The organism is Aliivibrio fischeri (genome assembly GCA_038993745.2).
GTDB lineage: Bacteria > Pseudomonadota > Gammaproteobacteria > Enterobacterales > Vibrionaceae > Aliivibrio > Aliivibrio fischeri_B.
On record CP160629.1, the window covers coordinates 1755102 to 1773646 of the forward strand.

Annotated in this window: 14 protein-coding genes, 6 tRNA genes and 1 pseudogene; 5 read left to right on the forward strand and 16 right to left on the reverse strand. The window is 36.0% G+C overall.

What is annotated here, in order from left to right; genetic code table 11:
- Window positions 1–141: 141 nt before the first annotated feature.
- Both AAFX60_008435 and AAFX60_008440 read right to left on the reverse strand, forming a co-directional pair.
- Entirely contained in the window at window positions 142–915 is a 774-nt protein-coding gene (locus AAFX60_008435; protein XDF76799.1) for a phospholipase A, read from the reverse strand.
- Between the two features lie 95 nt (window positions 916–1010).
- A complete protein-coding gene (locus tag AAFX60_008440) occupies window positions 1011–3353 on the reverse strand; it encodes a helicase-related protein (GenBank protein XDF76800.1) in 2343 nt (780 codons plus the stop codon).
- A gap of 154 nt (window positions 3354–3507) precedes the next feature.
- Between AAFX60_008440 and AAFX60_008445 the strand changes: the two genes are divergently transcribed.
- From AAFX60_008445 to AAFX60_008455, 3 genes are all read left to right on the forward strand, one after another.
- Window positions 3508–5196, forward strand: coding sequence for an NAD-dependent malic enzyme (locus tag AAFX60_008445; GenBank protein ID XDF76801.1), 1689 nt, complete (start codon window positions 3508–3510; stop codon window positions 5194–5196).
- A gap of 110 nt (window positions 5197–5306) precedes the next feature.
- Entirely contained in the window at window positions 5307–5639 is a 333-nt protein-coding gene (locus AAFX60_008450) for a DUF3392 domain-containing protein (GenBank protein XDF76802.1), read from the forward strand.
- 26 nt (window positions 5640–5665) lie between these two features.
- Window positions 5666–6343 carry an ElyC/SanA/YdcF family protein gene (locus AAFX60_008455; GenBank protein ID XDF76803.1) on the forward strand — a complete coding sequence of 226 codons (678 nt, stop codon included), beginning with the start codon at window positions 5666–5668 and terminating at the stop codon, window positions 6341–6343.
- 56 nt (window positions 6344–6399) lie between these two features.
- Here the strand turns inward: AAFX60_008455 and AAFX60_008460 are convergent.
- Window positions 6400–7730: pseudogene (locus AAFX60_008460) on the reverse strand (GGDEF domain-containing protein).
- Window positions 7731–8029: 299 nt separating this feature from the next.
- Window positions 8030–9310, reverse strand: a complete 1281-nt coding sequence (locus AAFX60_008465; protein ID XDF78907.1) for a MipA/OmpV family protein — start codon at window positions 9308–9310, stop codon at window positions 8030–8032.
- Between the two features lie 199 nt (window positions 9311–9509).
- Here AAFX60_008465 and AAFX60_008470 point away from each other — a divergent pair, with 199 nt between their 5' ends.
- On the forward strand, window positions 9510–9647 hold the full coding sequence (locus AAFX60_008470) for a hypothetical protein (protein ID XDF76804.1): 138 nt from the start codon (window positions 9510–9512) through the stop codon (window positions 9645–9647).
- A gap of 260 nt (window positions 9648–9907) precedes the next feature.
- On the opposite strand, the gene AAFX60_008475 is transcribed toward AAFX60_008470, so the two are convergent.
- From AAFX60_008475 to torR, 12 genes are all read right to left on the reverse strand, one after another.
- Entirely contained in the window at window positions 9908–10750 is an 843-nt protein-coding gene (locus AAFX60_008475) for an energy-coupling factor transporter transmembrane component T (GenBank protein ID XDF76805.1), read from the reverse strand.
- Window positions 10740–12449: an ABC transporter ATP-binding protein gene (locus tag AAFX60_008480; GenBank protein ID XDF76806.1), complete on the reverse strand. Its 1710-nt coding sequence runs from the start codon at window positions 12447–12449 to the stop codon at window positions 10740–10742. Before AAFX60_008480 ends, AAFX60_008475 begins: the two co-directional genes overlap by 11 nt.
- A 3-nt stretch (window positions 12450–12452) precedes the next feature.
- Window positions 12453–13004: an ECF-type riboflavin transporter substrate-binding protein gene (locus AAFX60_008485; GenBank protein ID XDF76807.1), complete on the reverse strand. Its 552-nt coding sequence runs from the start codon at window positions 13002–13004 to the stop codon at window positions 12453–12455.
- 324 nt (window positions 13005–13328) lie between these two features.
- Window positions 13329–13415, reverse strand: a tRNA-Leu gene (locus AAFX60_008490).
- A 77-nt stretch (window positions 13416–13492) separates the two neighbouring features.
- Window positions 13493–13568: transfer RNA gene (locus AAFX60_008495), tRNA-Gly, on the reverse strand.
- 14 nt (window positions 13569–13582) lie between these two features.
- A tRNA-Cys gene (locus AAFX60_008500) sits at window positions 13583–13656 on the reverse strand.
- A 40-nt stretch (window positions 13657–13696) separates the two neighbouring features.
- Window positions 13697–13783 (reverse strand) — tRNA-Leu (locus AAFX60_008505).
- 77 nt (window positions 13784–13860) lie between these two features.
- A tRNA-Gly gene (locus AAFX60_008510) sits at window positions 13861–13936 on the reverse strand.
- 14 nt (window positions 13937–13950) lie between these two features.
- A tRNA-Cys gene (locus AAFX60_008515) sits at window positions 13951–14024 on the reverse strand.
- A 127-nt stretch (window positions 14025–14151) separates the two neighbouring features.
- The gene (gene rluF, locus AAFX60_008520; GenBank protein ID XDF76808.1) at window positions 14152–15096 is read right to left on the reverse strand and encodes a 23S rRNA pseudouridine(2604) synthase RluF; all 945 of its coding nucleotides are present in this window, start codon (window positions 15094–15096) and stop codon (window positions 14152–14154) included.
- Between the two features lie 112 nt (window positions 15097–15208).
- The gene (locus AAFX60_008525) at window positions 15209–16654 is read right to left on the reverse strand and encodes a hypothetical protein (GenBank protein XDF76809.1); all 1446 of its coding nucleotides are present in this window, start codon (window positions 16652–16654) and stop codon (window positions 15209–15211) included.
- Between the two features lie 180 nt (window positions 16655–16834).
- A complete protein-coding gene (gene torR / locus AAFX60_008530) occupies window positions 16835–17533 on the reverse strand; it encodes a two-component system response regulator TorR (GenBank protein ID XDF76810.1) in 699 nt (232 codons plus the stop codon).
- 237 nt (window positions 17534–17770) lie between these two features.
- On the opposite strand from torR, the gene torD reads away from it, so the two are divergent.
- Window positions 17771–18418, forward strand: coding sequence for a molecular chaperone TorD (gene torD, locus AAFX60_008535; GenBank protein XDF76811.1), 648 nt, complete (start codon window positions 17771–17773; stop codon window positions 18416–18418).
- The last annotated feature ends 127 nt before the right edge of the window (window positions 18419–18545 follow it).

Here is an 18545-nt window from a genome sequence, read left to right on the forward strand (position 1 = left end):
CCCAAATAAAAAATCGGCCAGATCGTAATTGAAATCATCATTTTTCGCAATGATCGCCATCATAGATGGCCTTTCTCCAAACATAAAAAAAGCTTCTTGATCACAGAAGCTTTAATTATTACGTAATAAATAGCACTGGCATTAATTTGGCGGCATTAGTTTAATACCAAGACCAATTCGGGTTTGATCATGATTATAATCAATCAAAGTTTCTCCATACCCTTTCCATGCTTGAACGTATAAACCAACAAATTTATTGACGTTTAATGTGTAACCAAGCTCAGCACCACCTTTATCGGTTTCGAAATTATAATGGAAACGAGTACTGAGTGTTCCAATATCATTACCGACAGAAGCCCAAACATCATAATTACCTAAATAATCCGTAATATCTTCGTTATTTTCTTCATCAGCAATGACATACCAAGCTCTAACGCCATATTGTACAGGGCCATCAATTCGTTCTAATGCGCCATAAATGCGATCCCAACTACGAGATAAACTCGCTGTTTGACCATTAGATTCATGCATATAACCAAATTCAGCATTATTAAAAATCAACATATTTGACTGATGCATCAAGAAAAATTGTGGCTTATAGTTAGTTTCTCTAAAAGGGGATGAAATATCGCTGTTACCCAACTGCCATAATGACTTTTGTGTATAAGCAAACATGATTGAGGAACTTTGACTAACTGGGAACAAAGGTACTGCAAATGAAAATTTGAATTTCACTTCAACATCATGAAGGCCGTCAGCATCTTCAAAACCACCATCAATATAGGTTTGTTTGTTCAAATCACTAATATAAGAACCTAAAATATAGCTATCTTCATAGGCATGTATACGATTTAACTCTTTTGCGAACGATAAAGAGGGTATTGCCAATGCAATTAATAGCATCCATTTTTTCATAGTCGACCTTTTGTCATTAGTTTGCTTTTTTATTGTTAATGCAAAAAGCATACCTAATAACTAAGATTTTTATTCATACATTCATAATGTTAATACTATTTGATATCAACTGTTCGACTTGCTTTCTTATACTGCAATTTCCAACCTGACCAACTTGGTAACTCCCAACGTTTAACATCACCTTTACGTTGTCCTTTGTGGTAATGCAGCAAAATTCGCTTACTTAATGGAAAGTACTCAACTAATAATACAAGTTCAGGTAATACCAACTGTTGAGGATAAGAATCTAGAAAGTCTTGAAGCTCCCACTCAGGGATACCATGAAAAACAAAATCTGTTTCATCAAATAATTCCATCTCATCAATTGAGCTCACACCAAGAGCTTCTAATTGCTCTTTAAACCAACGCTCAAATGTGACAGAAGAGACTTCTTTATTATTTAGCTGGCAATACAGTTTCCAAGCGGCAATCTCCTTCTCTCTTGCTTCTTTTAATTGAGGCATAAGTAAACCGCTATCAACTTGATTGAGGATCACTGCGATATTATCGGTATTATCAGGGGCGACAAATTCCGTTTTCAACTTCCGATTTGCATAAAAGAATTCATGTATTATTTTAAATTCACCATCCTGATTTATTACCTCTCCACTTCGACACTCAGCTAATCCAGAATTTAAAACTAACGATAAATCAATCGGTGCCAGTGCCGTCGCAATGGTTAATGTCTGCTTAGAGCCTCTTCCTGGTAAAGAAAACTGATCAAAAACCAGTGCAGCTTCATACGATGATGGAAAACAACTGTTGCGGTCGAGTAAAACTTCTTGCTTCCCATTACCAAATGCTTCTTTTCGCTTTTCTCTTCTAACAAAAACTAATTCTGGTAATTTTTCTACGAGTTGCAGTAATACTTCTTCACGCTTTATGCGACTACTGACTTCTAAATCAGGTAAACCAAGTTCATATCGGATCTGTATTGATAATTTACGAGCTTCAGATTGCAGCTCTTTATCAACAATAACGCCTTCACATGAATGACCGCGAACGATAGAAATTAACGTAATAAGATCACAACCTTTAGGATTCCAACGAGTAAATTCCTCTAATGCATCTTGTTTTTTAGATATTGAATAGAGTTTGTTTGATACCGATAAAGCAGAAACTAAATCAACAATGGTTTCTTTCTCAGCCTTTCCAATAATCACCGAAAGCATATGTGAAAATAGCGTATCAATCGGTAAAGGAAAAAGTCGGCGCCCGTAATCAGTTATCTCACCCTGTTCATTCAATGCTTTCATCGCTTGAAGCTTTAATTCAGCATTACTCAGAGATGCCATTGGTAGCACTTCTAGAAATGGCATATTACGTAAAACAAAGTCACAACTTGCTGCTGCTAGCATAGGCTCCACTAGCTCTTCCCGTTGCAACTCTGGTGGTGTTGTTTTTTCTAATGACGCAAATTCACCATACATATGAATAGCCGTACCCGCCTGTGTTCTCCCTGCTCGACCAGACCGTTGAAAGGCACTTGCTTTAGAAATCGCTTGTAATGATAACGTTGTTCGCCCATTTCGTTGATGAGTTCTTCGCTCTAAGCCTGAATCAATAACAACCGTAATATTCGGGATAGTTAAAGAGGTCTCTGCAACGTTCGTTGAAAATACAAATCGTTGCTGATCAGATTGGGTCAATACTTGTTGACGAATATCATCACTCACCCCAGCATATAAAGGAAGAATAAGAACGTCTTGGAATTTACTTCGTACAACTTGGATACATTGTTGAATTTCTTTTTTACCCGGTAAGAAAATTAATACATCGCCATGTTCATTTTGAGCACTTAAATTCATTAATATACTCAATATACGTATATCTAAATCCTTATTTGAAGGCATATATTGGGAATGAGCTGCAATATAACAATGCGTTACTGGATACTGCCTACCTTCTGATTGTAATACATCAGCATCAATATACTGAGCCAATGAAGTACTATCCATTGTAGCGGATGTTAAGATAAGACGATGCTGCTGGTGTAGCTTTAATAAGGAGAGTAATACATCACTATCCCAACGACGTTCATGAAATTCATCAATAATAACGATATTGAAATCGACTAATCGATCTTCCATAAACCATTTTAATGCGATCCCAGGAGTTACAAATACCACTTTACTTTTAACTGTGTATTGAGCATCTAGCTTAATCGCGTACCCAATATCATCACCTACTGTTTGCTCGTGTTGAGTTGATAGGTAATCCGCTAAAGCAGTACAAGCTATACGACGAGGCTCAACAACTAATACCCTTCCATGTTCAGCTGCCCACACAGGTAAATGAGTGGATTTTCCTGAACCTGTTTCAGATTCAACCACTAAATTTTTATGGTTAACTAAAGATGAAAACTCATCGTATAAGGCATTAATTGGTAATAAAGACATATAAACCGAAAGATAATAGAATATTTCACTACTTTAACGGATTTGATTGATAAAAACATGACTCTATTCGCACTTTATTTTCAATCACGCTTTGATATTTGCTTAAAGTAGGCATAGGATCTGTGGTTCATTCTCGATTTGAAGAAGCCTAACGATGAATAACAACAAACGTCCCCTATATATCCCTTATGCAGGTCCTGCACTTCTAAGTACTCCTCTACTCAATAAAGGTAGCGCATTCAGTACTACAGAGCGTAAATATTTTAACTTAGAAGGTTTGCTTCCTGAGGCGATTGAGAGTATCGAAGAACAAACAGGTCGTGCTTACAAGCAATATCAGAATTTTGAAAATGATATGGATAAGCATATTTACCTACGTAATATTCAAGATACAAACGAAACTCTTTTCTACCGTTTAGTACAAAACCACATAAGTGAAATGATGCCAATCATTTATACACCTACGGTAGGTGCAGCTTGTGAGAACTTCTCAAATATATACCGACGTGGCCGTGGTTTGTTTATCTCTTATGAAAACAAAAACCGCATTGATGATTTATTGAATAATGCCGCTAACCAAAACGTTAAAGTAATTGTAGTTACTGATGGTGAACGAATTCTTGGTCTTGGTGATCAGGGGATCGGCGGTATGGGTATTCCTATCGGGAAACTGGCATTATATACCGCATGTGGTGGTATCAGCCCTGCTCATACATTACCTATCGTACTTGATGTAGGTACAAATAACCCTCAACGTCTTGCTGATCCTATGTATATGGGCTGGCGTCACCCTCGTGTTACTGGCGACGAATACGCTGATTTTGTTGAAGATTTCATTCAAGCTGTACAACGTCGTTGGCCTGAAGCCCTAGTTCAATTTGAAGATTTTGCACAAAAAAATGCAATGCCTTTACTTGAGCGTTACAAAAACCGAATTTGTTGTTTTAATGACGATATTCAAGGTACTGCAGCAGTTACTGTTGGTTCATTACTTGCCGCTTGTAAAGCTGCTGGCAGTTCTTTATCAGAACAACGAGTTACTTTCCTAGGCGCAGGCTCTGCTGGTTGTGGTATTGCTGAAGCAATCATTGCACAAATGGTATCAGAAGGAATTTCTGATGCACAAGCACGCTCACAAGTATATATGGTTGACCGTTGGGGTCTATTACAAGAAGGTATGCCGAATCTATTAGATTTCCAACAACGTCTTGTACAAAAAGCTGAAAACACAAAAGATTGGGTTTCTGAGGAACCTAACTTCTCACTTGTTGATGTTATGCGTAATGCAAAACCAACCGTATTAATTGGTGTATCTGGTGCTCCTGGCTTATTTAGTAAAGAAGTAATCCAAGAGATGCACAAACATTGTGAACGACCAATTGTTTTCCCTCTCTCAAACCCAACAAGCCGTGTAGAGGCTACACCAAACGATATCATTCGTTGGACTGATGGTCAGGCACTAGTAGCAACAGGAAGCCCGTTTGATCCTGTCGCACACAATGGTCAAACTTATCCAATTGCTCAGTGTAATAATAGTTTTATCTTCCCAGGTATTGGCTTAGGTGTATTAGCTATTAAAGCAACTCGTGTAACGGATGAAATGCTGATGGAATCAAGTCGAGCACTATCTGAATGCTCTCCACTGGCTATTCACGGTACTGGTGCACTTCTTCCACCATTAGAAGAGATTCATAGTGTATCGAAGCGAATTGCGTTTGCCGTAGCTAAAAAAGCGATTGAACAGGGCCATGCTCTTGAAATCACAGATGAAGCGCTTCAGCAAAAAATTGAAAGCTACTTTTGGAAACCGGTATACCGTCGTTACAAACGAACAGCATTCTAATAAGTACATGATTTAACTATAAACCAGAGTAACTATTGCTCTGGTTTTTTTTCAACTTTTGCTAAGCCTGGCCGATATATTTAATATGAATAAATAATCGTATACACCTTATGAACCAAATACTTTCTTTTTTTAATACCTTGGGCAGTTATTTAACTCCCTATTTATCTGATATCTCAGTAGCGATGATTGCTTGTGCACTTGTCATGCTAGGTGGTGATATTAACCGTGCATTAAGAGCTTTCTTAGCTGGAAAACACTTTTTAATTCGTACCTGTGCTTTTATTGGTATTAACGCTTTTGGGTATGGATTGTTGATTGTAAAAGCATCACCATTTCTCACATCTGCTTTGCGTTCTATACAACCTGCTTTTATGCTTGCTATTGTTTTTTCGACCTTTATTATTATCGGTATATGGGCACAAAAAAATCGTCAAGTATGATCATGATGCATTAAAGTTGAGGGATAATGGCAGTTTCAAAAATAGAGACATTTAAAAAGTGGATAAAAATAGTTTTGATCGTAGCTATCGCTGCTACATCGGCTATTTTGGCTCCCGATGTCTATATGTCGCTATCAACACAGTCACAACTTTATAAACAGGTTGAAGCTCTTCCAGAGCAAGAAACGGCTCTGGTTCTTGGCACGAGCAAGTATATTCGTCGTACATTAAACCCTTACTACCAATATCGCATTGATGCTGCAATTGAATTATTCAAGCAAAATAAAGTTTCGCATTTTTTACTCAGTGGAGATAATGCTCATCGTTCATATAACGAACCATGGACAATGAAGCGAGACTTATTAAAAGCAGGAATACCAGAAGATAGAATAACATTAGACTATGCAGGGTTTCGTACTCTAGATTCCGTTCAGCGAGCAAAAGAAATTTTTGATGCAAATAGCTTAACGATCGTTTCACAACAGTTTCATTGCCAACGAGCTGTTTTCATTGCGAATCATTTCGATATGGATACGGTTTGTTTAGTTGTTCCATCCCCTTCTGGCTGGGCGAATACAAAAATTAGATTTAGAGAAGTATTAGCAAGAACCAAAGCAGTATTAGATTTATATATTTTTAATGTACAGCCTAAATTCCTCGGGCCTAAAGAACCCATTGATCACAGAACACTTCCTAAAGAATAACTCACAAAAAGCCATTAGATATAAAAAACCCTAGCCTCAGTAGCTAGGGTTTGAACTTAATTCATATAATGTATATTTGAACTTGAGTTAACAATATTAGAACTGGCTTTTACATTATTTCGCCCAGCATTCTTAGCTTTAAATAAAGCATCATCAGCACGAGCAATCACTTCAGTAATCCGTTCATCCTTCATCTCAGCAACACCAAGGCTGCATGTTAAGCGTTCATTATGACACCATAAGTGATGCTCTACAGTACGACGTATATACTCTGCTTTTTCTTCTGCCTGTTGAAGATCGTTATTTGGAGAAAATACGATAAATTCTTCCCCTCCCAACGAACCAAAAAATCAGTACTTTTAATTGCTCCAGTAATCACTAAAACAAACTCTCGTAAAATATCATCACCTGTTTGATGTCCTAAGTCATCATTCACTTTTTTAAAGAAATCAATATCTATATAAATCACGGAAAAGGTTTGCTTGCCCCAGCGAACTTGCTGCGACATACGTTCTAGCCAATCACGAACAGCATTACGGTTACGAGCACCCGTTAAGGAATCTCGATGAGCTAATTCTGCAAACTCTACATTTTTCTCTTTTAATGTATCATTTAATTTACGTAAACGACTTTCACGATAAGTACTGGCTTTTAATCGCTTATTCAATGCACGCTGTTCATATAAAACATAGGCAATAATAACAACAAGCCATGCACCTAGAATCGTTTTTAATAAGGTTGTTTCTTTAATCCAAACGCCTCGTAATTCAACACTGTTTATGGTCATTTCGAAGTGGCCTTCACGCACTCCTGAAGCGGTAGCTATTTCAATGATAGAAACATTCGAAAACTCAGGTGACGCATGTTCTACCGCAACTTTGTAATCCGCTATCCACCAAGTAAGTACCTGGAAATCAGATAAGCTAATCTCTTTAGGACCAGTATTAAAACCAGGTTCATATTCAATCCCATTAAATTTCAACGATGCAGCGTCATTACGCTTAGTATATGCAGGATTACTATTACGTAAATAAACACGTAAACGTCCATTAGGATCCGAGTTTTTATAATCAATATCTAATACAAGCTTTGAATAATCTGAAAGATCAACTCCCTCAAAAATACTATCTGATAAATGAATTGCAGCTTCACAGTATGGCCAAGCATATTTACCTTGCTTTAGGTCACACTTAATTGTTGGCTTATCATTAGTTTGAACTAAAACCGAATCACTAATACCACCAACTTTGCGATCATCCGTTGCATAATATTGATATTTTTCGGGGCTGATAGTTAATGTTTTTGAGTCACCATCAAAGTGATACCAAACAAGAATACCAGTCGACAGTATTAACATCACCACTGCAATTTTTTGAAAAATGCTCATAGTAATCCTTTACACAAACCCTTAATTATTTTGATCTTCATTCCAAAAAATAATACCCCACTTATTTTTCATCGCAAAGAAATAAAAATACGATATATCGCAAAAAGAAGAACTTACATTCTATTTTATGATATAGCTCAAAAAACAATACATACATTCATATAGCAAAGTTAACTCATTGATTTAGATGTCATTAAACTGTCTATCCGCCATATTTTCGTCACAAACTATAAAAAGTGTAATTAATAAAAAAGCGCCTATTTAGGCGCTTATATTAAAGATGAGGATGAAAATTAAATTTATAAATCAAATTGTAAATAAACTGAATTATAATTACTTCCGCCTTTAATTCTTCCATATTGCGATGAATTTTCAAAAATAGCGGAGCGATGATGAATGCTATATCCTAACCAGACACTGTCCCATTCTCTTTTATTGAAAAGATCGCCCAAATTAATATCAAAAGAAAAATCTAAATAATTTAATAGTTTACTTTCTCTATACCCTTTTCTATCCATCTCTGTTTGTTCTATATATGATACGTGATTGATATATGATAGCCCTTCAGCCACACCAAAACGCCATTTCGTTGGCCAAGGGATTGTCGCATAAGCTTTTATGGCCACAACAAATTCTGAACTAAGATTCTGAACATCTGATTTCCAGTGTTGGACATAACCAGGCGTTAAATATAGATCAAGAGGAAGTGAAAACAACTCATCAGTCAGAGGTAAACCATAAAATACCGAAGTCATTTGGTTATTATGCGGATCTTTTTCTGAATCTAAACGAATAATATCACCAATATTAGATGGCGTTGCCCATCCATGAGCAACTCTCAAATAAGGTTTATTACCAATATTTTTTCTTGTTGGTTTACCTTCTTCAGCAAAGAAACCGACACCAAGAAAATATTCATACTCCCAACGATTATCAATATATTGACTATCGTATGCATTATCATCTAATCGAGACACATAAGTTCCGCCAAGAAGGTAAAGATTTGAAATTACGTGGTAGCGAGACATAAAGCCCGCTTTAAAATCAATTCCCGAACCAATACTTTGGTTAGAATCCTCACTCAGGCCGTAATAATAATTGTTAAACTCAGCTTCTTTAAATCGAGTTTCGATTGTTGGATTAAACCACCAATCACCAGAACTAATTTCAGCCCCTAACTTAAAATTTAAATAGGAACGAAACTCAGGGTCTACCATCACTTCTGAGTCAAAAAACCATTCATCATTTATTTGATAACGCACTTGAAGGCCAGTATCAACAACATCTCCACCCGCTTTATTCTGCACTTCTTTTGGCAAATCAAAATAACGTAGCCTCATTAAAGCACTAAATTGCCAATCGCTCGCTTCATAAAGATAAACGCCACCTTCCATGCCGTTTATAAACACGTATTCATTTTCAAAAAACATCATTGGAATGAAAGTTGAAACTGTTTCTGATTCAGTCTCATAAGGAATGCTTGCTGTTCTAATTACCCCGGCAATACCCCAGTTTTTTTCAGTTTCTAATGATTCTTCATTTGTATTTTTGGTCTCTTCCGCAATCGAGAAAAAACTTATAAATAAAAATGAAAATATCCAGTTCAATGATTTTTTTTGAAAATAAAAAAGATTAGACAAAATAGCTCTCTAAATGAATAAATTTTGATATATGTGATGAACAGATAAGCAATTGAAGTAAAAAACAATTCAATCAACTTTATAATTTGAGTATAGTGTCGTTATTAAAAAATATAAATCATCGCCTTGAGAAATTAACGTGAAAATTTCAGAATTGATTCAAAATTTACAAAGCATTCAAAAAGAACATGGCAATGATATTGAAGTCGTTACAGGTGAAGAGTGGTTCCCTGAACAACTGTTAACTTCTTCAGTTAATCATAATATGGCTTTTTAAAGTTTGATCGCTTACCTTGTGATATTCCAGCAGAGATAGATGCCCGAGGTTTTCTAGAGCACGAAGAAATTTTAATAAAACAATTAGTAAACAATGTAATTTTTAGCGAACTAGAACCAGAAATGATGGTAGATAAACTAACTGACATGCTCGTATTTAGTCATGAGAATATCAGTTGTGATGTTATCGAACATTTTAGTCAATTAGAAAATAAAAAAATAGGCGTATAACACGCCTATTTTTTATCTTAATTAATAATATTAAGATAAAGGATACCAAAACATTGATGTATCCATTATTTTTTTAGTAATAGCTAAAGAAACAACCAAAAATAGGCTCAGCATTATTAATTTATCTGTTTTAGTTATGCTTTTTTCGCTAAACCAAGTTCTGCTTTTCCCACGACCAAAACCTCGTAATACCATTGCATTCGATATTTCATCAGCACGGTCTAAGCTTGAGAAAATCAATGGACCTAAGATTTTCGCCAAATTACTAATTCGTGTAAATACAGGAACATTTTTTGATAAATCGACACCTCGAGCTTGCTGAGCATGCATGATATTAACAAAATCGCTTTTCACTTCAGGTAAATAACGAAGTGTTAAACTCACTGCATATGCAATCTTATAAGGTAACCCAATTCGATTTAGACTTGCTGCAAACTCTGTTGGGTGCGTTGTAAAAACAAACACTAATGCGATTGGAAACATACTAAAATATTTTAGTGTTACCGTTATCAAATAAAAAAGCGTTTCTTGTGTAACTACATAATGACCAAAAATAGGAAACAATTCTGTCGTTGTACCTATCAATTCATTTCCTTGATTTGGTGCAAGTAAGAACATAAAAACAGCATTCATACTTAAAACCGATAATGTACCAATAAGTAACGGTTTATAAGCTATGTATGGTACTTTTGTTTCTTTTAATAAAAATAAACCAAATAAAATTAATGGAATAATAATTCGTAAATCAAACGTTGTTAGTACTACTGTTATCCAAGAGATAAAAAGAAGAAACTTAGTTACGCCATTTAAACGATGTAACCATGTATCAATATCTACATAGTTAATTCCAAAGTTTTGCTTCTTAGTGGACATTTTTCGTACTCTCACACTCTTCAGTAATAAACTGCGTTATAAAACCATTAATATTTTCAACATCCGCTTTCTGAGCTAACTCAAATAAGCTTGTTACTGTTAAATTTGCTTTATTTAGCAACTCTGGTTGACTAAATACCTGCGAAACAGGCTCATCAGCTATACAATGGCTATCTGCAATAACAATTGCTCTTGTCGTATGCTCAAGAACCAAATGCATATCATGTGAAATAATAATAACGGTTAATCCAAGATCTCTATTCAACTGATTAATAAAACCAAGCATGGACGTATAATTACGATAATCTTGTCCTGCTGTTGGCTCATCAAGGATTAATAACTCAGGCTCTAATACCAAAATTGAAGCGATTGTGACTCGTTTTTTCTGACCATAACTTAAAGCATCAATTGGCCAATGACGAAAACGGCTTAAACCACACAGTTCTAAAGCATTCAGGACTTTTTTCTCAATATCACTTTCAGATAATCCACTATTAACTAAGCCGAAAGCAACTTCATCATAAATCATATGATGTGAGATCATGTGATTTGGGTTTTGTAGTACAACACCCACTTTCTGAGAACGCTCATAAATAGACAACTCAGATAAATCAGAGCCACTTAATAGGATACTTCCTTGATCAGGTTGCAAAACTCCCATGATCAGTTTAGTGATTGTTGATTTCCCCGAACCATTTTTACCAAGAATAGAAACGAACTCGCCTTTATTCACGGTAAAACTGACATTTTCAAGTGCATTAACTTCACCATCATAAGAATACGTTAGATCCTTAATGGTTAATAACGCTTGATCTGTATCCACTAACGCTTCATTGAAAGATTCTTCTTTAAACCAGTGAGTCACTTCTTTATGAAATTGAACTGGGTTTACTTCACTTAATGGCGTAATCGGCTTTAAAGCGTCCAAAGCAACATTTGCTCGCTTTAATAACGAGATGTATAACGGCTCACGGATACCATGCTTCTCTAATAAAGGAGATTTCAATAACGCATCAGGCGTCATATCTGCAATAATTTCTCCCTGATCCATTAAAATAATACGGTCAACCGATCTATGCAGAACATCTTCTAATCGATGCTCAATAATAACAACGGTCTTACCGCTATTTTTATGCAGGTCATCGATAATCTCTATTGTCGCTTTACCTGTTTTTGGATCTAAACTCGCTAAAGGTTCATCAAACAATAAAAGATCAACATCATCGACAAGAATACCACCTAGTGATACTCGTTGTTTTTGGCCACCACTAAGATCATAAGGAGATTTTTTCAATAATGTCTCTAAATCCACCATCTTTGCGGTATCACGAACTATCGGATACATTTTTGCTCTTGAAACCATCTGATTTTCAAGTGCAAAAGCGATATCTTCGCCCACAGTTAACCCTACAAACTGGCTGTCTGTATCTTGTAAAACCGTACCTACGTTTTCGGTATACTGCTCAATCTTCCATTCAGATACATTCGTATCATTAATCGTCAATTGACCTTGTGATTCACCTTTAATGGTGTGCGGAATTAGGCCATTTAGACACTGACCTAATGTTGATTTGCCGCTTCCACTTGGTCCTATAATTAGGATCTTTTCACCTTGCTCTATCCTTAGATTAATATTTTTCAGCGTCGGTTTATCCTGTGACGCATATCGAAAAGAGAAATTAGAAAAGGTTACGCTCATTAATTATGGCGCCTCTGTTAAATTAGTACTTTGTTTTTTACGCTTCGCTAAATTGTTTAAAATAAAATAGCCAACAATTGCGATTAAGAACGTATTACCAGCTGCGATAATACACAGTTGCATAAATACTTTTGTAAATGGTTCTGCATATAAAATAGTATCTAAAAATGCAGAAGTACCATAACCGAACACATTGCCGAAAAAAGCTAATACAACAAAAATTAAAAAGTCTTTTTTATCAAATAAACCAGATTCAATTCGGTTCTTAGTAATGATTGGAAATAAACCAATAATCATACCAACAATACCCGAGCCTAATACCCATGTAAACCAGACGCCCCAACCTGCAAATAGATCAGTCACCCAGTGACCGATAAAACCAACCAGAAAGCCTACGATTGGACCATATAGCACAGAGAATAGTGCCAGCACAGCCATAGCGGGTTTTAATGTTGTGTTTGCGAAGACTGGAATACCAAACATTGGTAAACCACCAATACCATATAGCGCAGCGCCTATAGCAATGACAACAACAGTTTTAGCAGAAAGGTTCATAGTGTTCGCCTTGAAGCAAAAATGATATAATAGGAAATAAAGACGCGCATTATACAGTAACTCACTCGGTTTGGAAATGTTTACATCTAGACGGCTATATGTTTTTTTTATAAAAAAGCTCACTACACTAGTGAGCTTTAAATTATAATTTTTTCTTATCGTTCATACACATACATTTCATAAACTTCACCATTTAAGTTAAAAAACAAATAACACTTAAACGAATAATAAATAGGTATGAAGATAGCTGTATGGATTATTGTGGAATAACGTTTTTGCAGGAATAAAAAAGGCTCATCATTTCTGATGAGCCTTCTTAAAAGATGGTGCCCCGGGCCGGACTTGAACCGGCACAGCGCGAACGCCGAGGGATTTTAAATCCCTTGTGTCTACCAATTCCACCACCAGGGCACGCAATTTCTTGCGATGCCGATTACTGAAAAGTAAAACACCATCTGTAATTACCGCTATTGCAGTAATTTTTAATTTGGAGCGACACACGAGGTTCGAACTCGTGACCTCAACCTTGGCAAGGTTGCGCTCTACCAGCTGAGCTAGTGTCGCATAGCATAAAGAAATGGAGGCGCCTCCCGGAATCGAACCGAGGTCCACGGATTTGCAATCCGCTGCATAGCCACTCTGCCAAGGCGCCATTCTTTATATTAAGTTGCTTATCCAAGTAAGCTAATAGATGGTGCCCCGGGCCGGACTTGAACCGGCACAGCGCGAACGCCGAGGGATTTTAAATCCCTTGTGTCTACCAATTCCACCACCAGGGCACGCAATTTCTTGCGATGCCGATTACCGAAAAGTAAAACACCATCTGTAATTATCGCTATTGCAATAATTTTTAATTTGGAGCGACACACGAGGTTCGAACTCGTGACCTCAACCTTGGCAAGGTTGCGCTCTACCAGCTGAGCTAGTGTCGCATTGCATAAAGAAATGGAGGCGCCTCCCGGAATCGAACCGAGGTCCACGGATTTGCAATCCGCTGCATAGCCACTCTGCCAAGGCGCCATCTCTTTACGGGGCTTAATGTAACTGATTTAAAAAAAGAGTCAAATAAAAATTAGTATTTAACTCTCCGTTTGTAGACTTTATCGCCAAAATGCTGACAAATCAGCTAACATGTTGAAAAAACGGTCTATTTTGGTCGCCACACTTTTATTTCAGATTGTGGCTTGCCTTGCTCTTTGCGATCATTTTTACGCTTAGGTGCCGATTTGCTAAAACGCCCTTCTTTGGCTTTTTCACGACGATTTTCTTTAAACGTATTATTTGAATGATGATTTCTTCCTGAACTCGCTTTTTTCAATACGCGAACTTTACCATCAATCTCTTTTACTTTGCGAGACGCTTCTTCAGTCTTACTTGATGTTCCAATCATTCCGTTTAGCTGGTCCATCTCAGCTTGACTTAAATAACGCCATTCTCCAGAAGCAAGCTTACCTAGATCAATATTCATAATACGAACACGTTTTAATTTGAATACTTCATAATCTAAGTACTCACACATTCTACGAATTTGGCGATTCAATCCTTGAGTCAAAGTGATACGAAATACAAATCGAGATTCTTGCTTAATCTTACATGGCAAAGTTACCGTATCTAGGATCGGTACACCCGCGGCCATTTTTTGTAAAAACTCATCAGTAATGGGCTTATCAACACGAACCACATATTCTTTTTCATGAGCATTACCCGCTCGCAGGATCTTATTTACAATATCGCCATCATTGGTTAAGAATATTAAACCATCCGACGGTTTATCCAATCGACCAATAGGAAAAATACGTTGCTCATGATTAATGTAATCAACAATATTTCCTTCAACATGTCGTTCTGTCGTACAAGTAATTCCAACAGGCTTATTAAAAGCAATATAAATACGATCTTGTTTCTCTTTTAACGGCTTCCCATCAACCAAAACTTCATCGCCATCAGCTACTTTCGTTCCCATCTCAGGGATCTTGCCATTAATCGTAATACGTTGTTGATCGATAAGTTTATCGGCTTCTCTTCGTGAGCAATATCCCGTATCACTAATAAATTTATTCAGACGGGTTAATTTAGGTTCTGGTGATGTCATGATGTACCTCAAAAAAGTGAACAGCCGCAGTGTATCAGAAACGAATAAATATCCAATAAAAAAGCACCCTAAACCAATGCTTAGGGTGCTTTACTACAACGTAAATAAATAATTATTTCGTTTCAATATCAGTGTCAGTTGTCTTTACCTGCTCACTAGTCTCATTTACTGTTGTCTCTATTGCAGCAGGCTCAACTTTAGTCTCAGTGCTTTCTACTGGCACCACTTCAGTATTATCAGTGGTAGTTGTTGTCCCTTCTTCTTTCACCGCTTCTTGAGCCTGAACTGTTTCAAGCGCTGGAGACGTCTGCTTTTCAACATCAGATGGGGCTTCATTAGCTTCTTTATTCACTGTTGCCTTTTCTGCGTCTTCTTTTGCTTTATATGTTGCAATTACGCTGTTCAAGTTATTTATTAAATTATCATTTCGTTCTAATTGTTGCGTTAATACTAGAACTTGTTTTTGAACATTTGCTCTTGCATCTGTTTGCTTCTCAATCGTACCGTTTAATGTTTCGATTTCTGAATTTAACTCTTTAATCTTCTTCTCTAAATCAGCGGTATTATTTATAGCATGCATTTGTTGTACAGCAGATAAGATCTCTGTTGTTTGCATACGTAATGGCTGATCACGGTAATCATCACCATTTATTGCTTGTGAAATCGATAACAGTTTATTTTCAAATTCTAAAACCGATTGCTCAAATTGACCATTCTTTACTGCTTTTAATAGCTTAACTTCAGCAGCCATATTTTTTAAGTGATCTAATTGAAAACGAGTTTTAGCAACTACATCAGCAATTAAATCTTGATCTCTATTATTTGCTTGAACCGCTTTTTTCGTTTTATCCAGTTCTGCTTTTGTTTGTCCATAACTAATAGGTGCAATGGCTTTAAAACCTTTTTGCGTCAATTGAGAAAATTCTTTTTCTAATGGCTTAACATGAATTGTTAATGATGTATCAATCTCAATCACTTTTGCTTTTGTTAGATACTCAGCTTGTTCAGTTTGAGCTTCAGCAATGTCTTCTTCAATTACAGTTACAAACAAAGCTTTATATTGATTGTATAGGCTAGAGAAGTCTTGCGGATAATATTTTGCAACATCTATAGATTGCATATAGTTCATTTGCGCAATGGCATCAGACAAAACTGTATCAGCTTTATTCTTATACGTTTTTAATTTATCTAACTGTAAATTAGCACTCTTAATTAATGCGATATATTTTGCGGAGTAAGAACCAGAAGAGAACATCGAATACTCTTCATTTATTAATGCAGGCTCTTGCTCTACTTCAAGATAAATTTCTTTTGCTTCATTCCATTCATCCATCATTAGGCTATATGAATCTTCTGAGTAAATTTCAAACTCAGCGGCTGAATCAAATACCGTTTTATCAAGATTATATTGTTCCTGTAGCGCCTCAAATGTTGAAACTACAGGCGTATTTATTTCTGATGTTTGTTCTACTGCTGTTGTCTCTTCGTTTGTACTTTGACAACCAACCACACTCATCAATGCTGAAGCAACCACTGCTATTTTGAAATATTGTTTCATCCTAAATCCACATCTTTATTATTAGACACTTGTCTTATTTGTTGGAAGAGCGATATTACTATAACATTTCAATTTAATCAGCATTACGTATGTAAAAAAACAAAACATAAAATTCAAGCATAAAAAAGCCGCTCATAGCATGAGCGGCCAAATCAAAAAAATTAACTATATTAAGTAAAATTAGTCACCTGCGAACATGTAACCTTCACCATGAACAGTAACAAAGATTTGTGGGTTTTTAGGATCCACTTCCATCTTTGCTCTCATGCGTCTAATTAATACGTCAATTGTTCTATCGTTTGGTGCATCAACACGGTGGCTGATCATATTTAAAATACGTTCACGAGATAAAACCGTATTAGGGTAAGAAGACAACGCAACTAACAATTCATATTCGGCTTTAGTTAATTTAACTGGTTCACCGTTATTTGATAATGCTCTACGTTGAATATCAAATGTCCATTCACCAAAACGAACAACGTTAGACTCATCTAACTCAACTGGCTCGTTTGCAAGTGACATACGCCAAAATAGATTTTTAACGCGTACAAGTAATTCACGTAACTCAACTGGTTTCGTTACGTAATCGTCAGCACCCATCTCTAGGCCAACGATTCGATCAATACTATCTGTACGTCCTGTTACTAAAATAATACCAATATTGGATTGGCTACGTAATTCACGCGCCAACAATAAACCGTCCTCTCCTGGTAGGTTTATATCAAGCATAATTAAATCAACTTTTTGTTCAGCTAAAATAGAACGCATTTCTGCACCTGTTTCAGCCTCGCTCACTTGATATCCCTCGGCTTCAAAGTAGCCTACAAGTTTAGAGCGAGTTACCACTTCGTCTTCAACAACTAAAATGTGATAGCTCATAATCTTCTCTTTATTTTTGGTTATTTGGATAGTTCTTATCTTATTCTATTCATAATCTGTAATAATGCCAATTCTCAATTGATATTTCTGTATTTTATTTGATTCAAAACAATTATTAATAAAAATTGAGCTTTAACCTTTACAAACATCTTTATACACCCTGTTAATGATAGGTGCTATTCCTTTTCATACTTATCCAGTACAATTTAGGAATAATTTTTTTGGAGCATAAGATAAATGAACGAACTTACTGCGTTTAATGAGCAACGCGCTGAAATATACTGGTGGCTATCTAGCCTACTATCAGCAGAATTAACGACAGAACAACTTGAGCAATATGGCAGTTTTGAAGTACGTACTTTTCTATCTAATTTAGCTGAAACACCAGAACTGAGTGATTCAGTTAATGCATTAATTGAAAAATTAAATGCCGTGCAAGGTCGTGAAGATGCACAACTTGAACTTTCTGCTGACTTTTGTGATGCCTTTTTAGGCTCAGATAAAAGTAGTGCACTACCGTACGCTTCTATGTATATTGATAAATCAGGTCTACTAAACGCAAAACCTGCGCAAGATATGCGTGAATGGCTTACAAAATATAATATTGCACAAAAAGCTGAATTTAATGAGCCAGCTGACCACATTGCCATTGAATTAGATTTTTTAGGTAATTTAATTGTGATGACAAATCAGCAAGCTTCTGAAGATGAATTTGAAGCTTATATGAGTGCTCAACTAACCTTTATTAATGAGCAACTGTTAAGTTGGACACCTCGATTTAATGAAATTTGCATCGAAAGAGATAAATTTGGTTTCTATGCTGCAGTAACAGGCTTACTTGTTACATTCCTAAAGCTAGATGTGAAATTTCTTGCTGGCGAATAATATAAGATAATTGCTTTTATTATTTATGTTAAAAAATATGTGATATAAATCAAAAGCAATATCAAAATTTATTAAATCAGTAATTGTTTGCACTATGCTTTAAAGATAAAATGTGATCGCAAACGAT

Bases quoted from the DNA above. Each gene is read 5' to 3' on its own strand.
- AAFX60_008435 (XDF76799.1), bottom strand. From the start codon at position 915: ATGAAAAAATGGATGCTATTAATTGCATTGGCAATACCCTCTTTATCG.
- AAFX60_008440 (XDF76800.1), bottom strand. From the start codon at position 3,353: ATGTCTTTATTACCAATTAATGCCTTATACGATGAGTTTTCATCTTTA.
- AAFX60_008445 (XDF76801.1), top strand. From the start codon at position 3,508: ATGAATAACAACAAACGTCCCCTATATATCCCTTATGCAGGTCCTGCA.
- AAFX60_008450 (XDF76802.1), top strand. From the start codon at position 5,307: ATGAACCAAATACTTTCTTTTTTTAATACCTTGGGCAGTTATTTAACT.
- AAFX60_008455 (XDF76803.1), top strand. From the start codon at position 5,666: ATGGCAGTTTCAAAAATAGAGACATTTAAAAAGTGGATAAAAATAGTT.
- AAFX60_008475 (XDF76805.1), bottom strand. From the start codon at position 10,750: ATGTCCACTAAGAAGCAAAACTTTGGAATTAACTATGTAGATATTGAT.
- AAFX60_008480 (XDF76806.1), bottom strand. From the start codon at position 12,449: ATGAGCGTAACCTTTTCTAATTTCTCTTTTCGATATGCGTCACAGGAT.
- AAFX60_008485 (XDF76807.1), bottom strand. From the start codon at position 13,004: ATGAACCTTTCTGCTAAAACTGTTGTTGTCATTGCTATAGGCGCTGCG.
- rluF (XDF76808.1), bottom strand. From the start codon at position 15,096: ATGACATCACCAGAACCTAAATTAACCCGTCTGAATAAATTTATTAGT.
- AAFX60_008525 (XDF76809.1), bottom strand. From the start codon at position 16,654: ATGAAACAATATTTCAAAATAGCAGTGGTTGCTTCAGCATTGATGAGT.
- torR (XDF76810.1), bottom strand. From the start codon at position 17,533: ATGAGCTATCACATTTTAGTTGTTGAAGACGAAGTGGTAACTCGCTCT.
- torD (XDF76811.1), top strand. From the start codon at position 17,771: ATGAACGAACTTACTGCGTTTAATGAGCAACGCGCTGAAATATACTGG.